We start from the raw sequence: 18423 nt of genomic DNA, 5'->3' as shown, positions 1-18423 counted from the left end.
CCTAAAACGATAAATTGGGTTGCAGCCATTTCAAGGCTGCCTCTTTGGTTATTCCTTTTCTATTTGCATAATCGATTACCTGGTCTTCCTTAATCTTTCCGAGTCCAAAATATTTGGCTTCCGGGTTTGCAAAATAATATCCAGATACTGCGGCAGCGGGCCACATGGCTTTACTTTCAGTTAGCTTTACTCCGATGATCTTTTCAACGTCGAGCAGTTCCCAGATCGTATCTTTTTCCAGATGATCGGGACAGGCCGGATAACCCGGTGCGGGCCTTATTCCGGTATAGGTTTCTTTAATTAACGCCTGGTTGTCAAGATTTTCATTTTCTGAATAGCCCCAGTGCTGCTTTCTGATCTTCTTATGAAGATATTCTGCAAAGGCTTCGGCAAACCTGTCTGCAATGGCCTGAACAAGAATCGCATTGTAATCATCGTGTTCTTCTTTAAATTTCCCAGCCAGCTCTTCAGCTCCAAAGATCGCAACACAAAAAGCTCCCATATAATCCTGAACAGTATCAACTGGTGCAATAAAATCTGATAAGGCATAATTGGGTACACCCTGCCTTTTATGCAACTGTTGCCTTAGGGTCCTGAACCTGGTTATTTCTTTTTGATTCTTACTGATCATTATGTCATCTTTATTCACCGAATTTGCCTCAAAAAGACCAAAAATGGCTTTGGCTTTGAAAAGTTGTTTGGAGATGATCTTTTCAATCATTTTCTGGGCATCCTCATAAAGGTGAGATGCCTGCTGTCCAACCAGCTCATCTTTAAGAATTTCCGGGAATTTCCCGTGCAAATCCCAGGAAATAAAAAACGGCTGCCAATCAAAATAAGGAAGCAATTCCTTGAGACTGATCTGTTTCAGGGCCTGAATTCCCATTTCCTTTGGCTTTTTTATGTCTGCCTTCTCCCAATCGATTTTGAAGCTATTTGCCCTGGCTTCTTCCAGGCTAACATAGCGTTTGGCTTTCCCTCTTTTGAGGAACTTTTGCCTAAATTCTTCATAGTCCTTTTTCAGATTGGCCACATACTGCTTCTCTGAACTCTTGTTCAGAAGATCTCCCACCACGGTTACGGCCCGGGAAGCGTCATTTACATGAACTACGGCATTTTTATATTCGGTATCTATTTTGACCGCTGTATGGGCCTTGGATGTGGTTGCTCCCCCTATCAATAATGGAATATCAAGCTTTCTTCGTTCCATCTCCTTCGCCAGGTAAACCATCTCATCAAGTGACGGGGTAATAAGTCCCGATAAACCAATGGCATCCACATTCTCTTTGATGGCGGTATCAATAATCTTCTCGGGAGGAACCATTACTCCTAAATCCACTATTTCATAATTATTGCATCCCAAAACCACGCTCACGATATTTTTACCAATATCATGAACATCACCTTTAACCGTTGCAAGCAGGACCTTACCCAAAGACTTTTGGCTCTCTCCTTTTTCAGCTTCTATAAACGGATTCAAATAGGCCACGGCCTTCTTCATGACGCGTGCTGACTTTACAACCTGTGGCAAAAACATTTTTCCCGATCCAAACAGGTCACCCACCACATCCATTCCGTTCATCAAATGGCCTTCGATAACCTGAAGGGGTCTGTCTACGGATTTTCTTGCTTCCTCAACATCTTCAACGATGAAACTGTCAATACCTTTGACCAAAGCATGTGTAATTCTTTCCTGTAAATCGGCCTTTCGCCACTCCTGATCCTCAACTTCTGTCTTTTTAGTCCCTTTAACCGTCTGGGCAAAATCCAGCAGCCTTTCAGTAGCGTCTTCTCTTCGGTCGAGTACCACATCCTCAACATACTCGAGCAGATCTTTGGGAATTTCGTCATAAACCTCCAACATCGTCGGGTTCACGATACCCATATTCATCCCAGCCCTGATGGCATGGTATAGAAATACAGAATGCATGGCTTCGCGCACCGTATTGTTCCCTCTGAATGAGAATGACACATTGCTGACCCCGCCGCTAATATTGACATTCGGTAGGTTTTCTCTGACCCATCGGGTGGCCTCAATAAAGTCGATGGCGTTTCTCCTGTGTTCCTCCATACCCGTTGCAACAGGAAAAATATTAAGGTCAAAAATTATATCTTCACTTGGAAATCCAACTTGATGAACCAGTATGTCATAGGATCTTTTGGCGATCTCAACCCTTCTGTCATAATTATCTGCCTGGCCAACCTCATCAAAAGCCATTATAATCACCGCCGCCCCGTATCTTTTGATCCTTTTTGCCTCCCAGATAAACCTCTCTTCTCCTTCTTTAAGTGAAATAGAGTTGACAACACATTTACCCTGGGCCACCTGAAGTCCGGCTTCAATGATCTCCCATTTGGAACTGTCTATCATAATCGGGACCCTGCAGATATCCGGTTCTGCGGCAATTAAATTCATAAACTTGACCATCGCCATTTTTCCGTCGATCAGTCCATCGTCCATATTGATATCGATAATCTGGGCGCCACCATCTACCTGGTGCCTGGCAATATCAAGGGCTTCGTCAAACTTTTCTTCTTTTATAAGGCGCAGGAATTTTCTTGATCCGGCAACATTGGTTCTTTCCCCAACATTGATGAAGTTACTGTTTTCATTCAGCACCAGAGGTTCCAGGCCTGACAGTTTTAAATATTTTTTCTTTTCGCTTTTCATTTTTCAATCATGATGCACTATCAAGAGCCTCCCTGATACTACTTCTTAAAAATCTTTAACTTTTTATGGCCTCTGTTGGCCGTGGTTTATATCGGGCAGCAGTGTCCGCTATGGCTTTGATGTGCTCGGGGGTTGTACCACAACATCCTCCTACAATATTTACCAGGTTTCGCTCCATATAGGCTTCAATCTGACCCGCCATTTGCTCCGGGGTTTCATCATATTCCCCAAAGGCATTGGGAAGCCCGGCATTCGGATGGGCAGAAATCGCAATATCCGTTTTAGGTGCAATCGCCTCAAGATGTGGCTGCAGTAAATTTGCCCCTAAAGCACAATTAAAACCAATGGTAAACAAAGGGATATGAGACACTGAGATCAAAAAAGCCTCTGCTGTCTGACCCGATAAGGTCCTGCCGCTTGCATCTGTTATGGTTCCGCTTAGCATGATGGGAACATCAATTCCTCGCTCTTCCTTAATCTCTTCAATAGCGAACAAGGCTGCTTTTGCATTCAGGGTGTCAAAGACGGTTTCTACAAGCAACAGATCCGATCCACCGTCTAAAAGGGCTTCTCCCTGTTGTTTGTATGCGACTCTCAATTCATCAAAGGTAACTGCCCGAAAACCCGGATCGTTTACGTCAGGAGACATACTAGCCGTCCTGTTAGTAGGCCCCATGGAGCCTGCCACAAAACGCGGCTTGGAAGGATCCTTTGCTGTATATTCCTGCGCTGCTTCCTTGGCGAGCCTTGCTGATTCAAAATTCAATTCATATACAAGATCTTCCATGGAATAATCGGCCATGGCAATGGTGGTCCCTGAAAACGTATTGGTCTCAATAATATCTGCACCGGCCTCAAGGTATTTCCTGTGAATTTCCTTTATGGCTTCCGGTTGTGTTAATGACAAAAGATCATTATTACCTTTTAACAGGATTTCAAAGTCTTTAAACCGTTCTCCGCGATAATCTTCTTCGGTAAATTTGTAGGCCTGGATCATGGTGCCCATGGCTCCGTCCAGGATCATGATCCTTTCTTTTAAAATTTCTTCTAATTTTTCTCTCATATACCTCTTTTTCCCCATTTTATAAAATTCCAAATTCTTTCATGAAAAAAGTATAAAAACATTTTAGTAAAGACTTCAATACCTCCAATGGATACCGCCGTTTTGATTTCCCCGGTAAGGAAATAAGAGATCACTATGGTATCCAGTGTCCCCAGGGTTCTCCAGGTAAATGCTTTAACTATACTTCTTCTTTTCGTTTCTCCTCTTTTGTAATATTTATCATTTTTGGAATGAAATAAGATCATGATACTAGTAGTTTAAAGCCTGTGATAAGTCTTCTACAATATCTGAAATATTTTCCAATCCTGTTGATACTCTAATTAATCCATCCGTTATGCCCACCGTCGTTCTCTCTTCTACGGACAACTTACTGTGCGTCGAGGTGGCCGGATGGGTAATAATGGTTCTTGTGTCTCCCAAATTTGCCGACAAGGAACACATCTTGATACGGTTTATAAAATCCTGACCGCCCTGTAATCCCCCAGTAACCTCAAATGCTACGATATTTCCACCTTTTTTCATCTGTTTTACAGCAATGTCATACTGCGGGTGCGACTTCAAAAACGGATACCGTACTTTGGACACTTTTTCGTGGTTCTCAAGAAACTCCGCAAGGGCCAGTGCATTTTCACAATGCCGGTCCACCCTTACACTCAAAGTTTCAAGGCTTTTTGATAGGATCCATGAGTTAAATGGCGATAAAGAGGGTCCTGTGTTTCTGGAGAACAAATATATTTCTCTTATTAAATCAGCCCTTCCCACGGTAACTCCGCCCAGGACTCTTCCTTGCCCGTCGATCAGTTTGGTCGCTGAGTGCACCACCAGATCCGCTCCAAATTTGATCGGCTGTTGTAAATATGGCGTTGCAAAACAGTTGTCGATCACGAGTAAAATCCCGTGTTTTTTGGCAATTTTTCCCAAAAACTCAAGATCGATGATCTCCAGGCCAGGGTTCGTAGGGGTTTCCGCATAAATGATCTTCGTGCTCGGCCTGATCAACGATTCCAGGCTTTCAGCCTCATTGATATTAAAATAACTGGTTTCAATACCCCATTTTGGGAAGAACTTGGTAAACAAGGCATGTGTAGACCCAAATACAGATCGTGCTGAAAGTATATGGTCACCACTGCTTAACAGAGCCCCGAAAGTGGAAAAAATAGCCGCCATCCCCGAAGCGAAAGCATACCCGCTTTCAGCTCCTTCCATAGCCACAATTTTATCTATAAACTCCGTGTTGTTGGGATTTGAAAAACGACTGTAAATGTTCTTTTCCTTTTCTTCTGCAAAAGAGGCCCTCATGTCTTCCGCATCATCAAAAACAAAACTTGATGTAACATACATGGCACTGCTGTGCTCGGAAAAACCTGATCTTGGTATTTGCTGCCTTATAGCCTCTGTTTCAAATTCTCTTTTCTTAGTCATAATATTTCAGCGCATTATGCTGTCTTTTATCAAGCCATCTTAGACGGCCTTTTCCGTTAATCTTAAAATATCTCCAAATACCCCTCTTGCCGTAACTTTGGCTCCTGCGCCTGCTCCCTGAATTACCAAGGGCCTTTCTCCATAAGACTCTGTGTAAATCTCAAAAATAGAATCCGATCCCTGTACTTGGCCTAGGGAACTCTTTTTGGAAACAGAAACCAATTTTACTTCCAGCTCACCTTTGCTTTTTGAAAGATCTCCCGCTAATACCCCCACATACCTGAGTACATGATCCTCTTCCTGAGCCTCTTTGATTTCCTGATACTCCTGATCCAGATCTTTGAGCTTACTCAAAAAATCCGCCGCACTTCCATCCCGCAAATGTTCGGGTATCAAATTCTGGATTTTAACATCTTCAAACTCATTTTCAAGATCGAGTTCTCTTGCCAAAATGAGCAATTTACGTGCAACATCATTCCCACTCAGGTCCTCTCTCGGATCAGGCTCTGTAAACCCTTGATCCACGGCTTCCTGTAAAATATCACTGAAATTTTTATCCTGTTCCGAAAAATTATTGAATAAGTAACTCAGGGATCCCGAAAAGACTCCATTGATTCTCGTGATGTTCTCCCCTGAATGATGCAACAATTTGATGGTATCTACCAGGGGCAAACCTGCTCCCACGTTCGTCTCATAGAGATAACTCTTTTCATTCCGTTTTAAAGCAGCTCTTAATTCTTTGTAGAATGAAAATTCAACTGTATTTCCGATCTTGTTGGAAGAAACCAGGTCAAATCCGTTTTCAACAAGAGGTATATAATTTTTAATAAAATCACGGTCAGCCGTATTATCTACAGCAATCAAATTTTCAAGATGATTATTTCGGGCAAAACCAATGACATCATTTATGGTAAATCCTGAATCGTCCTGTTTCAGCAGATCTCCCTTCCAGTTTTCGCCAATGCCGTCGCTGTTCAACAACAGTTGTTTTGAATTGCTTAAAGCAAAAATATTGATATTGAGATTTCGCCTTTTTAAAATATCTTTTCTGCTCTTTAAAATCTGTTCTATCAACGTTCCTCCAACCAGGCCAACCCCAAAAATTGCTACATTAATATTGGTGGAAACCCCAAAGATCTGTCCGTGAATTACATTCACCGCCTTATTAAGGTCCTGATCTTCCAGAACCAGGCAAATATTATCTCCTGTAACCGTATTATTGATCAATATTGGTTTTATCTTATTTATCGTTAAGGCATTGTAAGATTTATGGAAGCTTGAAAGGTTCTGCCCGATGATAGATACGATTGAAAGATCCTCTTTTACATAGATCCTGTTCACATCTTTCATTTTAATGTCAAGCGCAAACTCTTCTTCAAGTATTTCCTTTGCCAGGAAAGCGTCATTGGAACTCACAACAAATCCAATACCCCGCTCTGAAGATCCCTGTGAAATTATACTTACATTAATCCCGCCTTTACTTAATGCTGTAAATATTCTGGCGTCTACACCAATTTTACCAAGCAACCCTCTTCCTTCAAGGTTGATCAGCGATACATTATTCTGCACCGTTACGGAGCGTATACCTTTGTTGGTGGCATGAGACTTGATCAGAGTTCCTTTATTTTCCTTATCAAAGGTGTTGAGAAGTCGTAAGGGTATGTTCTTTTCAACCAAAGGAATAATGGTCTTGGCATGCAGAATATTTGCCCCAAAACTAGCCAGTTCATTGGCCTCCTGATAAGAAAGTTCTTCAATCATCTGGGCATTCGATACAAGATCGGGATTTGCCGTATATATTCCATTGACGTGGGTGTAACTTTCAAGCTCCGCTGCATCCAGAAAATTAGCAAAAAGTGAAGCTGAATAATTGCTTCCGTTTCGTCCTAATGTCGTGGTCTCTCCTTTTGAATTTGAAGCGATGAACCCCGTTACCAATTGTAATTCATGTCCGTTTTTGCCAAAGTATTTTTTAAAGTTGTCTTTTGATACCTCTTCTAATACATGGGCTTCCCCAAAACTACTATCCGTTTTCAGCAAGGTTCTTGAATCAACTGCCTTTGAAGGAATTCCTTTTTTATTCAAAAGGTGGCTTAGCATTTTTACAGAAAGTACTTCTCCCTGGGCAAGCACTCTGTCTTTTATTTTTTCACTGTAATCTCCCAATAAGGCAACCCCTTCAAAAATCTCGCTCAGGAGATTGAATTCGTGCTCAAAATCGATATCCCTGGAGGGTAAAATCTGGTATTCCATAAACGAATCCAGGCTTTCTTTATAATCCTCTCCGGCTTTCGATTTCTCAAGAATATCTTCCAGGTCATCCGTTGAATTACCTCTTGCAGACAACACCACTACAAACCGATCTTCCTGCTTTACCTTGTTCTCAATGATTTCCAAAACCCTTTCCAGGCCGTTCCCGTTTGCCAGGGATTTACCTCCAAACTTCAACACCCTGATACCCTTATCTTTCAAACTCTTACGTTTTGGCTGCTTGAAAATCGGGGTTAGTATTTTTTCCATTTGTTCAAACTCGATCAAAAAAGCATCATGCCCGTGAATCGATTTAATCTCTTCATAATAATTTTCTACACCTGCTTCGTTCAGAAGTTTTTGCGTTTCCTTATTTTCTTTGGGAACAAAAAAGAAATCAGAATCAACCCCTACCTGAGTCACTCGGGCCCTGATCTGGCTTGCAACCTCATTAAATGTCCCTCTGTCCCTTGTAATATCCACAGAACTCAATAAATGATTCATCATCTTGTACGTAGGTAGTGAAAACCTGTCTTCAAGTTTTCTACCATGATGAAGTAACCAGCTTTCGGTATTAAAGTTGCCCTGCTCTTCGTTCCTTGTACGGTTGAATTTTTCTTTAAACGAATCAGCAGTTCTGTAAAATAACATTGCCATCATACGAGCATCGTGAACCGGCTTGCTCGAATTTGATAAAATCTGCTGTTGCGTTTTATTATGCGCCAGTATCCAGTCAGAAGCCTTCCAATCGGAAGCCACCGGGATAAGATTTTCGATCAATTCAGGAAAAAGAACTGCCATCTCCCAAGCAATTCCTCCGCCAAGAGACCCTCCAATAACGGCGTACAAATTGTCAACCTCGATCTTTTCCAAACCAAGTCCGAATAATCTTGCAATGTCTCTTGCTGTAAAATCTTCGTAATTATCTATTCGGTTGGCCTCAACCTCGTCATAACCATTTCCGGGAATGTTAAACGCCAAAACTGTATATCTGCTGGTATCTATCAACCGGCCGAGTCCAATGAGAGACCTCCACCATCCTCCGTCTCCCGCTACATTTGAATTTCCTGTAAGGGCATGGTTTACCAACACCACTGGAGCCTGACCCAATGGAAGCCCAAATAACTGATAGGACAGACCAAATTCAGGATAATAGTATCCTGTTTCCGTCGTAAAATTCTCTATTTGTATATTAAGTAACTGTTTCAATTTCTTGCTTTTTTTAAATCATTATTGTCTGATAAGCTGATAAATCAGGTATCATTCTGTGCAATGGGTCAAAAGAAATTGTGATAAAGAAAAGGTATGGGTTCAAAAATGATGAGTTATCTTTCCAAATTGGGTAGAATGTAGCACCTTCTTATAGCTTCTTCAGGAAACATATAAGGGTTGCTAAGGCTTCAAAGGGTCTAATCCCTCCACCTTTCTTTATAACAAAAACTATTTTAATGAACTTTTTGCAAAGAAACATAATATTTTGTTTCTATACAACCACTATGTAAAAAACTTACCGGTTCTAATGAAACCGGTAAGTTTCAGATATTACAAACTTTTAAATGCGTTTTCAAGATCGGCCTTAAGGTCATCTATATTTTCAATTCCTACTGATAATCTGATCAGGTCCTGGCTCACACCCGCATCAGACTGCTGCTCTTCGGTGAGTTGCTGATGTGTTGTGCTTGCCGGATGAATGATCAGGGATTTGGTATCACCTATATTGGCAAGAAGAGAAAATATCTCTGTAGCATCCGTGAACTTTTTCGCCGCTTCAAACCCTCCTTTAATTCCAAAAGTTACAATACCGCTTTGTCCGTTTGGAAGGTATTTATCCGCAAGTGATTTGTATGGACTGCTTTCAAGTCCCGGATAATTGACCCAGGCAACTTCATCTCTCTGTTCCAGCCACTGTGCTAATTCAAGTGCATTCTCACTGTGCTGCTTGATCCTAACCGGCAGCGTTTCCAATCCCTGAATGATCTGAAAAGCATTGAAAGGACTTAAGGCCCCACCAAAATCTCTTAATCCTTCGAGTATCAATTTAAAAGTATAGGAAGCATTTCCAAGAACTTCATGATATTTCAGACCATGATAACCGGCAGAAGGTTCTGTAAATTCCGGGAACTTACCATTGGCCCAGTCAAAATTTCCGGCATCAACAATTACGCCTCCCAAAGAATTACCCTGTCCTCCAATGTACTTGGTCAAGGAATGAATAACAATATCTGCTCCGTGTTTGATCGGGTTTAAAAGTGCTGGGGTGGCCACTGTATTGTCAACTATAAAAGGAACCTTCGCTGTTTTTGCATGACCGGATATCGCTTCGAGGTCAAGAACATCCAATTTTGGATTTCCTAAGGATTCCACGAAAAATGCCCGGGTGTTGTCCTGAACAGCTGAAGAAAAGTTTTCAGGGTCGGAGGCATCTACAAAGGTTGTTTTAATTCCCAGTCGTGGCAAGGTTACATTTAATAAATTATAGGTTCCACCGTACAAACTGCTGCTCGCTACAATATGGTCTCCCGCGGTCAGCAAGGTCAGTAATCCCGTGGAGATGGCCGAAGTTCCGGACGCAAAGACAACCGCTCCGATCCCCCCTTCAATGGCCGCCAGCCTGTTTTGAAGGATATCATTGGTTGGATTGTTCAACCGAGTATAGATAAAACCAAGTTCAGCCAGAGAAAACAGATTGGCGGCATGATCCGTGTCATTAAAGACATAGGATGTGGATTGATAAATTGGAACCGCTCTTGTCCCGGTAGTTTGGGTTGTGTCGTGTCCTGCGTGAAGTGCTTTTGTTGAAATTTGTTGATCGCTCATAATAATATTTTTAATTTCTTTAGTGTATAATTTTTAAAAAAATGCCCTTTTTGCCTTGGTATTGCTAAGCGGGCACAAAAATAAGTCATTTTTTATTAATGAATATAGCAATACCTTATCATTTTGTTAAAGCACATCATATTGTGTTATTTTGTTGTTCAACTTCAATTCTATTCGGTTCTGGTCAAAAAAAAACCTCTGAAAAATTTCAGAGGTTTTTTTATATATGATCGTTTAAAATTATAGCATAAAAATCCTCTGCGTGCAACAACGCATCATCATTTCTGCCATATTTAATTTATAGTTCTTCATTGGTAATGAGCTAGCAAATATAGAAATTATTTTTAAAACAGTTCAATTATAAATAATGCCAGGTAATATACTATTACTTTAAATTTTACGTTTTGTTGATTTATAATATTTATTTTACTTAAATTTGGTGCCGTTAATCTGAGGAAAAATTTGAACTGATTGCAACCTCATGAAAAAATGCTAAAGCAGTAATTCTACTTTAGCCCCTGTTTTTCAATTCGGTTTTTTCTTAAAAATATAAAATTACTATGTCTTATTTATTTACGTCTGAGTCTGTTTCTGAAGGGCATCCCGATAAGGTTGCCGATCAAATATCAGATAATCTTTTGGATAATTTTCTAGCCTTTGACCCGCATGCTAAAGTTGCCTGTGAAACACTGGTGACAACGGGCCAGGTGGTACTTGCAGGTGAAGTTAAAACGACCACCTATATTGATGCTCCGATTATTGCTAGAGAAACCATCAAAAAAATCGGATATACCAAAGGTGAATACAAGTTTGAAGGTGAAAGTTGTGGAGTGATCTCTCTAATTCACGAGCAGTCTCAGGATATCAATCAGGGAGTTGACAGGGGGCCCGAAGAGGAACAGGGCGCCGGGGACCAGGGAATGATGTTTGGTTATGCTACAAATGAAACGACAAACTATATGCCTCTCGCTCTGGATCTTAGTCATAGATTACTGAGAGAACTCGCAAAGATAAGACGAGAGAATAAAGATATCAAGTACTTAAGACCGGATGCCAAAAGTCAGGTAACCATTGAATATTCAGATGATGGTATTCCACAAAGAATAGATACCATTGTGCTTTCAACGCAACATGATCAATTTGATGAGGACGATGCCATGCTGGCAAAAATTAAAGAAGATATCGTTGGTATATTGATCCCTCGTGTGGCCGCTGATCTTCCGGCATCTATACAATCATTGTTCAATGACCAGATCAAATACCACATTAATCCTACTGGTAAATTTGTTATTGGAGGCCCACATGGTGATACGGGTTTAACCGGGAGGAAAATAATCGTTGATACCTATGGCGGAAAAGGAGCTCACGGTGGAGGAGCTTTTAGTGGAAAGGACCCCAGTAAGGTGGATCGATCAGCCGCCTATGCTGCTCGACATATTGCGAAAAATATGGTTGCTGCTGGAGTATGCGATCAGATTTTGGTTCAGGTTTCGTATGCTATTGGTGTGGCTGAACCTACATCGATCAATGTGGAAACATACAATTCCTCTAAAATCGGGAAAACTGACGGAGAAATATCCCGAATTGTAGAAGGTATATTCGATATGAAGCCGGCTGCCATAGAAAAAAGGTTAAAACTTCGAAATCCAATCTACAGCGAAACTGCAGCTTACGGGCATATGGGTAGAAATCCAAGGACCGTCACTAAAAAGTTTTCATCGCCTTATTCAGGAGATAAGACCCTTGAAGTTGAGCTTTTTACATGGGAAAAACTTGATTATGTTGATCAGATTAAAGAAGCCTTTGGACTGTAAATAATCTTTACATTCTATGAAATACCTTGCCTTTTTGTTACTTCTCTATTTGAGTATCTCAGCCAGCGCACAAGAGCTGAAAACTGAATTTATCGAGAAGTTTGCGATTGAGGCCGATAGATTTGTAGGGATAGATGAATTCAGCAATCTCTATTACATAAGCGATAATGTACTGTATAAGAAAACCGATAAAAAAGTCTTTTCATACAGCAATCCAGAATTAGGAAGGGTTCATAAGGTTAATATTCAAAATCCTTTTAAAATCATTCTTTTCTATGCTGATTTCAATGCTGCAATTCTGCTTGACAATAACCTGAATGAGCTAAGCCCGGTTCTGGATTTTACAAGAGAAACAAAATTCAATAATGTTTCCTTTGTTACTGGTTCTTCGCAAAATAATATCTGGTTGTACGCAGATGATAATAAATTGCATTTATACGATTACAAAAGAAATACTGAACTTCTTCAGACCCTGGCACTGACATTTTACAACCCCGAATTTAAACCTATTGACCTGGTGAGCAGTTTTAAAAATGTATGGGTACTGGCAGATATTGGGGTTTTTGAATTCAACGAGTATGGTGTTTTTATTCGAGGTTATCCGTTAAAGGATACTTCGCGAATATTTCCGTTTCAAAAAGGATTTATTTATGAATCCAAAGGAGAATTCTTCTACAACGACCTGACTCAGGTTTTACCGATAGAATTCAATTATGAAGGCCCTTCGGAAACGATTTTTATCAATAGCTCTAAATTTTACGTTTATAACGGTAAGGAAGTTTATGAATTCCAAATAAAGAGCTGAAAATATCCACAATTAAAGGAATTACGCCATATTTTTTTTAATTTCGCTTTCCATTGCTTTTTAACTAAAATCAAACTAAGAAACCTATGCATATTGCTATTGCCGGAAATATTGGAGCAGGAAAAACGACATTGACCAGTTTATTAGCGAAACACTATAAATGGGAGCCTCATTTTGAGTCTGTTGCAGAGAATCCTTATCTCGATGACTTTTACGGATCCATGGAGCGCTGGTCCTTTAATTTGCAAATCTATTTCTTAAATAGCAGATTCAGACAAATTCTTGAAATTCGTGAGAGCGGAAAGAATATCATTCAGGATAGAACTATCTACGAGGATGCCCATATTTTTGCGCCGAATTTACACGCCATGGGATTGATGACTAACAGGGATTTCGGCAATTATGGATCTTTGTTTGAATTGATGGAAAGGCTGGTATCCCCTCCGGATTTGCTGATATATCTAAGGGCAAGCATACCAACCCTGGTGGGGCAGATACACAAACGAGGCAGGGATTTTGAGAATACCATCAGCATTGACTACTTAAGCCGATTAAATGAGCGTTACGAGGCCTGGATAAGCACTTATAAAAAAGGAAAATTACTGATCATTGATATTGACAATTTGAATATTGTAGATAATCAGGAAGACCTGGGCTCGATTATCGACCGAATCGATGCACAGATTCACGGCCTTTTTTAATTTTCATTTTCTGAGATCCTAATTTCATAGGCTTCGAGGAGCATCTCATAAAATAAAAAAACCCTCATGATTCATGAGGGTTTTTTAATTAAAAGCTTAACTAAACTATTTAACGTTATCCATAACATCTCCCTTGAGGGTAGAGTAATTTATTTTTAACGCATTGATGTTTCTCAATTCTTCCTTAATGTCAGTAATCGTACCCACATTAGATTCAATATCTGCCTTAATCGATGTCGTGAGCAAAGGAATTTCATCCTCAGGATGTGTTTCCCTTTCCGCAAAAATAAAGTACTTCACATCTTTAACATCAGCAATACGGTCATTCAGCTGAATCTTGTCTCCTTTTTGATCTTTTACTTTACCAACATAAATGTAACTGACCAAACTCTTGCGCTCTAACTTCTTGACTTCCGTCGCCTTTGGCAATTGAGGCTTCTTTATCTTCAACTCCGTTTCACGCATCACCGTGGTAACCATAAAAAAGAACAAAAGCATAAATACAATATCCGGCAATGATGCCGTAGATATACCCGGCATTCCTTTTTTCTTCTTTTTAAACTTAGACATAAGAATTTACTTTGTGGGTTCAGCTTCAGAAATGATCTGAGGATACTTACCCTTAATTATTTTTATTCTCTCCTTTAAGGTTTCATTGTTCGGATTATTACCCTGATCCTTTAACATCTGAGTATACGAAACCCCGTACATCTTCTCTGATAACCTGTTTCTCAAATCCGTATAGGCACCCACCAATTCATTTTGAACCGAAATGTAGGTTCCGTATGAGGTTCCTCTGTCACTTTCCAGCGATATGACCGCTTTGTTCGGATGATCTGATGATGCCGGATCTTTGGCACCTTCACACCAGTCGCATTCAGCGGGTTCGGCTCCGTCAATCGGGTTGCCCAGGCCTCCACCATTGTCGATAAACTTAATGGCTTCCTCACGAATCTGATCAATCGTCATAAAGGTTTCCCCTTCGACCAATATATCATTGTTACGGTTTACCGTTACAACAAACACATTCTTTTCTTTCAATTTCGGAGGCTCCGGGGCATCTGGCGGTTGTTTTTCAGGCAACTTCCTGCTAATTCCAGTGTCCACATCCATTGTCGTCGTTACGAGAAAGAATATGAGCAACAAGAAAGCAATATCGGCCATTGACCCTGCATTGATTTCCGGTACATCTCTTTTTGCCATAATATTATTTCGTTGAAACTAATGATTTTACAAAATCCCATAAAAAGAAGCCTAATCCTATACCTCCCAAAATCATTGAATACCAGATTCCGGTACTCACCCATTTTGAGACAGGACCAGCCTCACCATCCTTGATCACATTCCCTGAAACATTTGTTACCGCCGCATCTGAAGCCATTGCATAAGAAATCATCAATAAAACTGCCAGTCCGGCAAGTGAAATCAAGGTCTTTTTCAAAAGCTTTGGTTGTCTAACTAAATTCCATAAGGAGAATACTATTGCAATAATCGCAGTGATTATAAGGATCACCCTCGCAAATGATACAAAAGGAGATACAAGGCTATTTTGTAACTCTAAACTCTCCTTAACAGCATCATCGCCTTCCATAATTATCCTTACCAGGAAGTAAATCGCAATCAAGCCGATCAGTCCTGAGGCAAGTGATAATATTTTTGCTATCTTACTGTTCATAGTTCTCTTATTTATTTCTGATCAAAAGATCCACTAATTTAATAGAAGCGTCTTCCATGTTATTTACAATACTATCAATCTTTGAAATGATGTAGTTGTAGAAAATCTGAAGAATAATCGCTACTACCAAACCAAATACCGTTGTTAAAAGTGCTACTTTAATACCACCGGCAACAACCGCAGGAGAAATATCACCCGCCGCTTCAATAGAGTCAAATGCAGAAATCATACCAATTACCGTTCCCATGAATCCAAGCATTGGGGCAAGAGCAATAAACAGAGATAACCATGATACGTTTTTCTCCAATAATCCCATCTGGACACCTCCATAAGCTACAACAGCTTTTTCAGCAGCGTCAACTCCTTCATCCATTCGGTCTAAACCTTGGTAAAAGATTGAAGCAACAGGGCCTTTTGTATTTCTACATAATTCCTTTGCAGCTTCTACACCACCTGAACCCATAGCTTCCTCAACGCTGTTAACTAATTTGTCAGTATTAGTTGTAGCCATGTTAAGGTAAATAATTCTTTCTATGGCTATAGCCAAACCTAAAATCAAAGTTACTAATACAATCCCCATAAAGAAAGGACCACCTTCAATAAAACGCTGTTTCAAAACTTGATGAAAAGTTTTTTCAGCAACTGGTTCTGTTTGTGCGTAAATGTCTTGTACTGAGCTCAAGAACATCAATCCTGTCATTGCAAGGATAGTAAATACTTTTTTCATTTTTTTAATGTTTGTTATTTAAATTTAGTTAACGGGTTTAAAGATATAAAAATTTTTGGAACATAAGCACATCTTCCGCGGAGAGGAAGGGATTCGAACCCCCGTTACGATTTCTCATAAACACGCTTTCCAAGCGTGCGCCTTAAGCCACTCGGCCACCTCTCCAATAAGTCAAAATTTTATATGAGCGGCAAGTAACAAAAAAATATTTACTTGTAAAAGTTTTTAGCTTAAAACTAACTCATTTCACCCCTTATTTCAGTCTCGAATTTTTCTTTGAATTCATTATACGGAATCTTCAAACCCAGCATTAATTTCAGTTTGGCCACGGCAGATTCTGTTGTGATGTTTTTTCCATTTATAACTCCAATACTTTTCATTTTGGTACTGGTTTCATAGAGACCCATTAAAACTCCTCCACTGATACATTGGCTGACATTCACAATAGGTATTCCTCTTTGAATCGTTTTAATGAGTATTTCAAAAAACCAGGAATCAGTTGGAGCATTTCCTGCCCCATAAGTCTCTAATATGACTCCGTGAAGATCAGGATAATTCAAAATATATTCGACCATGCTTCTCTGAATGCCCGGAAATAATTTCAAAATAACCACATTGGCATCAAGATTTTTTTGAACTTTCAGGGGGAGGTCTTTTTTAGTTCTTTTCAGAAACTGTCGATTAAAGATCAAATGAACTCCGCTTTCTCCCAGATTGGGATAATTTGGCGACTGAAAAGCCTCAAATTGCTCTGCACTGACTTTTGTGGTCCTGTTAGCTCTGTAGAGTTTATATTCAAAATAAAGGGCCACTTCCTGCACTACAGCCTCTCCGTTCTCAAAAGCTGAAGCCACCTGAATGGCCGTAATTAAGTTTTCTTTTGCGTCCGTCCTTAAATCTCCAATAGGAAGCTGAGAGCCGGTAAAGATCACTGGTTTACTTAAATTCTCAAGGATAAAACTCATGGCAGAAGCCGTATATGACATGGTGTCAGTACCGGTAAGGACCACAAATCCATCCGTTTGATCGTGGTTTGATTCAATGATCTCGGCAATGTTGATCCAATGGTCAGGCGACATGTCTGAAGAATCAATAGGTTGCTCAAAGGCCGTTGTTTTCAGGCTGCATTCGAGTAAATTAAGTTCCGGAATCTTCGTTTTCAGGTTTTCAAAATCAAAGGGTTTTAATGCATTTGTTTCATAGTCTTTAACCATACCTATGGTTCCCCCTGTATAAATAATCAGTATCTGTGGCACCCTTTTTTCCATAAAAACCAAGTTAGCACGCTTTTTGATATAAAAGTATTAATTAAAAATTAAGATAAAATAGTTATGAGTGGTTCTTTTTTATTGATTATTATCATCGGGCTTTTAGGAATGCTGGTTCAGGGAAGATTGAAAAGCAAGTTTAAAAAGTATTCAAATCTCCGACTGCAAAATGGAATGAGCGGACGTGAAATAGCTGAAAAGATGTTAGCAGATAACGGAATTTACGATGTGCAGGTGATATCTACTCCAGGAATGCTGACCGATCATTACAATCCTCAGAACAAAACAGTTAACCTTAGTGAAGGGGTATACGCGGAGAGAAATGCGGCTGCGGCAGCTGTTGCTGCTCATGAATGCGGCCATGCCGTACAACATGCAAAAAGTTATGCCTGGCTTCAGTTGCGTTCAAGACTGGTACCAGCAGTAGGGATCTCTTCGAAACTTGCCTCGTTCTTATTGATTGCAGGTATTTTTACGGTTCAGATTTTTCCTCAATTGCTTTTACTGGGAATATTGCTGTTTGCTTCAACAGTTCTATTTACCATCGTGACCCTTCCCGTGGAATATGATGCAAGTAACAGGGCTCTGGCCTGGCTTGAGGACAAGCAAATGGTAACAAACGAGGAGCACGATGCTTCTAAGGACGCCCTGAAATGGGCAGCACGGACCTATGTCGTGGCCGCGCTGAGTTCGATCGCCACCTTACTTTACTACATCAATATTTACAACAGCAGAAGTTAGATCTTTATTTGACGGTCAATTTGCTGATCGAGAGAAATAAATGTTTCTGTTCGTGCAACACCTTTGATGTTCTGAATTTCGTGATTCAATACCTGCATAAGGTGTTCATTATCGCGACAAAGAATCTTGACAAATATTGCGTAATTACCTGTAGTGTAGTGGCTTTCAATAACCTCGTCAATTTCCTTCAGTCTTTTGATGGCTTCTTTATATTTACTTGAACTATCAAGAAAAATTCCCACAAAGGCAAGGGTTTTATAGCCCAGTACTTTGGGGTTAATGACAAACTTGGAGCCTGAGATCAGACCCGAAGCTTCAAGTTTTCTCAAGCGCTGATGAATGGCTGCGCCCGAGATCCCCACGTCCCGGGCGATACTCAAAATGGGGGTTCGCGCATCTTCCATTAACTGGTTGAGGATCATTTTGTCAATTCCGTCTATCTTAACACCCAATTCCTTCATCTTCAAAA

16 protein-coding genes, 1 tRNA gene and 1 riboswitch are annotated in these 18423 nt (G+C 40.2%); of the genes, 4 read left to right on the top strand and 13 right to left on the bottom strand.

Going from position 1 to position 18423, the window contains the following annotated elements; all coding sequences use genetic code 11:
- Position 1: 1 nt before the first annotated feature.
- The 6 genes from metH to LCM02_RS12275 all read right to left on the bottom strand — a co-directional run bounded on the left by metH (position 2) and on the right by LCM02_RS12275 (position 10223).
- Positions 2–2671: a methionine synthase gene (gene metH, locus LCM02_RS12300; RefSeq protein WP_224930386.1), complete on the bottom strand. Its 2670-nt coding sequence runs from the start codon at positions 2669–2671 to the stop codon at positions 2–4.
- 55 nt (positions 2672–2726) lie between these two features.
- A complete protein-coding gene (locus LCM02_RS12295; RefSeq protein WP_224930381.1) occupies positions 2727–3734 on the bottom strand; it encodes a homocysteine S-methyltransferase family protein in 1008 nt (335 codons plus the stop codon).
- Positions 3731–3979: a DUF2061 domain-containing protein gene (locus LCM02_RS12290; protein ID WP_224930377.1), complete on the bottom strand. Its 249-nt coding sequence runs from the start codon at positions 3977–3979 to the stop codon at positions 3731–3733. Before LCM02_RS12290 ends, LCM02_RS12295 begins: the two co-directional genes overlap by 4 nt.
- Positions 3980–3983: 4 nt before the next feature.
- Positions 3984–5156, bottom strand: coding sequence for a trans-sulfuration enzyme family protein (locus LCM02_RS12285; RefSeq protein ID WP_224930373.1), 1173 nt, complete (start codon positions 5154–5156; stop codon positions 3984–3986).
- Positions 5157–5195: 39 nt separating this feature from the next.
- Complete coding sequence (gene thrA, locus LCM02_RS12280) at positions 5196–8615, bottom strand: bifunctional aspartate kinase/homoserine dehydrogenase I (RefSeq protein ID WP_224930369.1); 3420 nt, start codon at positions 8613–8615, stop codon at positions 5196–5198.
- Positions 8616–8728: 113 nt separating this feature from the next.
- Positions 8729–8843: riboswitch (SAM riboswitch) on the bottom strand.
- 105 nt (positions 8844–8948) lie between these two features.
- Positions 8949–10223: an O-acetylhomoserine aminocarboxypropyltransferase/cysteine synthase family protein gene (locus tag LCM02_RS12275; protein ID WP_224930366.1), complete on the bottom strand. Its 1275-nt coding sequence runs from the start codon at positions 10221–10223 to the stop codon at positions 8949–8951.
- Positions 10224–10783: 560 nt separating this feature from the next.
- Between LCM02_RS12275 and metK the strand changes: the two genes are divergently transcribed.
- From metK to LCM02_RS12260, 3 genes are all read left to right on the top strand, one after another.
- On the top strand, positions 10784–12037 hold the full coding sequence (metK, locus tag LCM02_RS12270; RefSeq protein WP_224930362.1) for a methionine adenosyltransferase: 1254 nt from the start codon (positions 10784–10786) through the stop codon (positions 12035–12037).
- A gap of 16 nt (positions 12038–12053) precedes the next feature.
- Positions 12054–12842, top strand: coding sequence for a hypothetical protein (locus tag LCM02_RS12265; RefSeq protein WP_224930359.1), 789 nt, complete (start codon positions 12054–12056; stop codon positions 12840–12842).
- A gap of 86 nt (positions 12843–12928) precedes the next feature.
- Positions 12929–13543, top strand: a complete 615-nt coding sequence (locus LCM02_RS12260) for a deoxynucleoside kinase (RefSeq protein ID WP_224930357.1) — start codon at positions 12929–12931, stop codon at positions 13541–13543.
- A 105-nt stretch (positions 13544–13648) separates the two neighbouring features.
- Here LCM02_RS12260 and LCM02_RS12255 read toward each other — a convergent pair whose 3' ends face one another.
- The 6 genes from LCM02_RS12255 to LCM02_RS12230 all read right to left on the bottom strand — a co-directional run bounded on the left by LCM02_RS12255 (position 13649) and on the right by LCM02_RS12230 (position 17213).
- Positions 13649–14113, bottom strand: coding sequence for an ExbD/TolR family protein (locus LCM02_RS12255; protein ID WP_224930355.1), 465 nt, complete (start codon positions 14111–14113; stop codon positions 13649–13651).
- A 6-nt stretch (positions 14114–14119) separates the two neighbouring features.
- Positions 14120–14746: an ExbD/TolR family protein gene (locus tag LCM02_RS12250; RefSeq protein WP_224930353.1), complete on the bottom strand. Its 627-nt coding sequence runs from the start codon at positions 14744–14746 to the stop codon at positions 14120–14122.
- 4 nt (positions 14747–14750) lie between these two features.
- Positions 14751–15218: a hypothetical protein gene (locus tag LCM02_RS12245; protein ID WP_224930351.1), complete on the bottom strand. Its 468-nt coding sequence runs from the start codon at positions 15216–15218 to the stop codon at positions 14751–14753.
- A gap of 7 nt (positions 15219–15225) precedes the next feature.
- Positions 15226–15945 carry a MotA/TolQ/ExbB proton channel family protein gene (locus LCM02_RS12240; protein WP_224930349.1) on the bottom strand — a complete coding sequence of 240 codons (720 nt, stop codon included), beginning with the start codon at positions 15943–15945 and terminating at the stop codon, positions 15226–15228.
- 78 nt (positions 15946–16023) lie between these two features.
- Positions 16024–16110, bottom strand: a tRNA-Ser gene (locus tag LCM02_RS12235).
- A 71-nt stretch (positions 16111–16181) separates the two neighbouring features.
- On the bottom strand, positions 16182–17213 hold the full coding sequence (locus tag LCM02_RS12230) for an asparaginase (protein ID WP_224930347.1): 1032 nt from the start codon (positions 17211–17213) through the stop codon (positions 16182–16184).
- Positions 17214–17276: 63 nt separating this feature from the next.
- On the opposite strand from LCM02_RS12230, the gene LCM02_RS12225 reads away from it, so the two are divergent.
- Positions 17277–17954, top strand: a complete 678-nt coding sequence (locus LCM02_RS12225) for a zinc metallopeptidase (RefSeq protein ID WP_224930345.1) — start codon at positions 17277–17279, stop codon at positions 17952–17954.
- Here the strand turns inward: LCM02_RS12225 and LCM02_RS12220 are convergent.
- Positions 17951–18415 carry an Lrp/AsnC ligand binding domain-containing protein gene (locus LCM02_RS12220; protein WP_224930344.1) on the bottom strand — a complete coding sequence of 155 codons (465 nt, stop codon included), beginning with the start codon at positions 18413–18415 and terminating at the stop codon, positions 17951–17953. The two genes, LCM02_RS12225 and LCM02_RS12220, sit on opposite strands and share 4 nt — an antisense overlap.
- Positions 18416–18423: the final 8 nt, after the last annotated feature.

It is taken from the genome of Lutimonas saemankumensis (assembly GCF_020171465.1).
Taxonomy (GTDB): domain Bacteria; phylum Bacteroidota; class Bacteroidia; order Flavobacteriales; family Flavobacteriaceae; genus Lutimonas; species Lutimonas saemankumensis.
Note: the sequence above shows the minus strand (reverse complement) of the source record. Positions and strands in the feature narration are given on the sequence as shown.

Coding starts and splice junctions, on each gene's coding strand:
- metH (WP_224930386.1), bottom strand. CDS start 2,671: ATGAAAAGCGAAAAGAAAAAATATTTAAAACTGTCAGGCCTGGAACCT.
- LCM02_RS12295 (WP_224930381.1), bottom strand. CDS start 3,734: ATGAGAGAAAAATTAGAAGAAATTTTAAAAGAAAGGATCATGATCCTG.
- LCM02_RS12290 (WP_224930377.1), bottom strand. CDS start 3,979: ATGATCTTATTTCATTCCAAAAATGATAAATATTACAAAAGAGGAGAA.
- LCM02_RS12285 (WP_224930373.1), bottom strand. CDS start 5,156: ATGACTAAGAAAAGAGAATTTGAAACAGAGGCTATAAGGCAGCAAATA.
- LCM02_RS12275 (WP_224930366.1), bottom strand. CDS start 10,223: ATGAGCGATCAACAAATTTCAACAAAAGCACTTCACGCAGGACACGAC.
- metK (WP_224930362.1), top strand. CDS start 10,784: ATGTCTTATTTATTTACGTCTGAGTCTGTTTCTGAAGGGCATCCCGAT.
- LCM02_RS12265 (WP_224930359.1), top strand. CDS start 12,054: ATGAAATACCTTGCCTTTTTGTTACTTCTCTATTTGAGTATCTCAGCC.
- LCM02_RS12260 (WP_224930357.1), top strand. CDS start 12,929: ATGCATATTGCTATTGCCGGAAATATTGGAGCAGGAAAAACGACATTG.
- LCM02_RS12255 (WP_224930355.1), bottom strand. CDS start 14,113: ATGTCTAAGTTTAAAAAGAAGAAAAAAGGAATGCCGGGTATATCTACG.
- LCM02_RS12250 (WP_224930353.1), bottom strand. CDS start 14,746: ATGGCAAAAAGAGATGTACCGGAAATCAATGCAGGGTCAATGGCCGAT.
- LCM02_RS12245 (WP_224930351.1), bottom strand. CDS start 15,218: ATGAACAGTAAGATAGCAAAAATATTATCACTTGCCTCAGGACTGATC.
- LCM02_RS12240 (WP_224930349.1), bottom strand. CDS start 15,945: ATGAAAAAAGTATTTACTATCCTTGCAATGACAGGATTGATGTTCTTG.
- LCM02_RS12230 (WP_224930347.1), bottom strand. CDS start 17,213: ATGGAAAAAAGGGTGCCACAGATACTGATTATTTATACAGGGGGAACC.
- LCM02_RS12225 (WP_224930345.1), top strand. CDS start 17,277: ATGAGTGGTTCTTTTTTATTGATTATTATCATCGGGCTTTTAGGAATG.
- LCM02_RS12220 (WP_224930344.1), bottom strand. CDS start 18,415: ATGAAGGAATTGGGTGTTAAGATAGACGGAATTGACAAAATGATCCTC.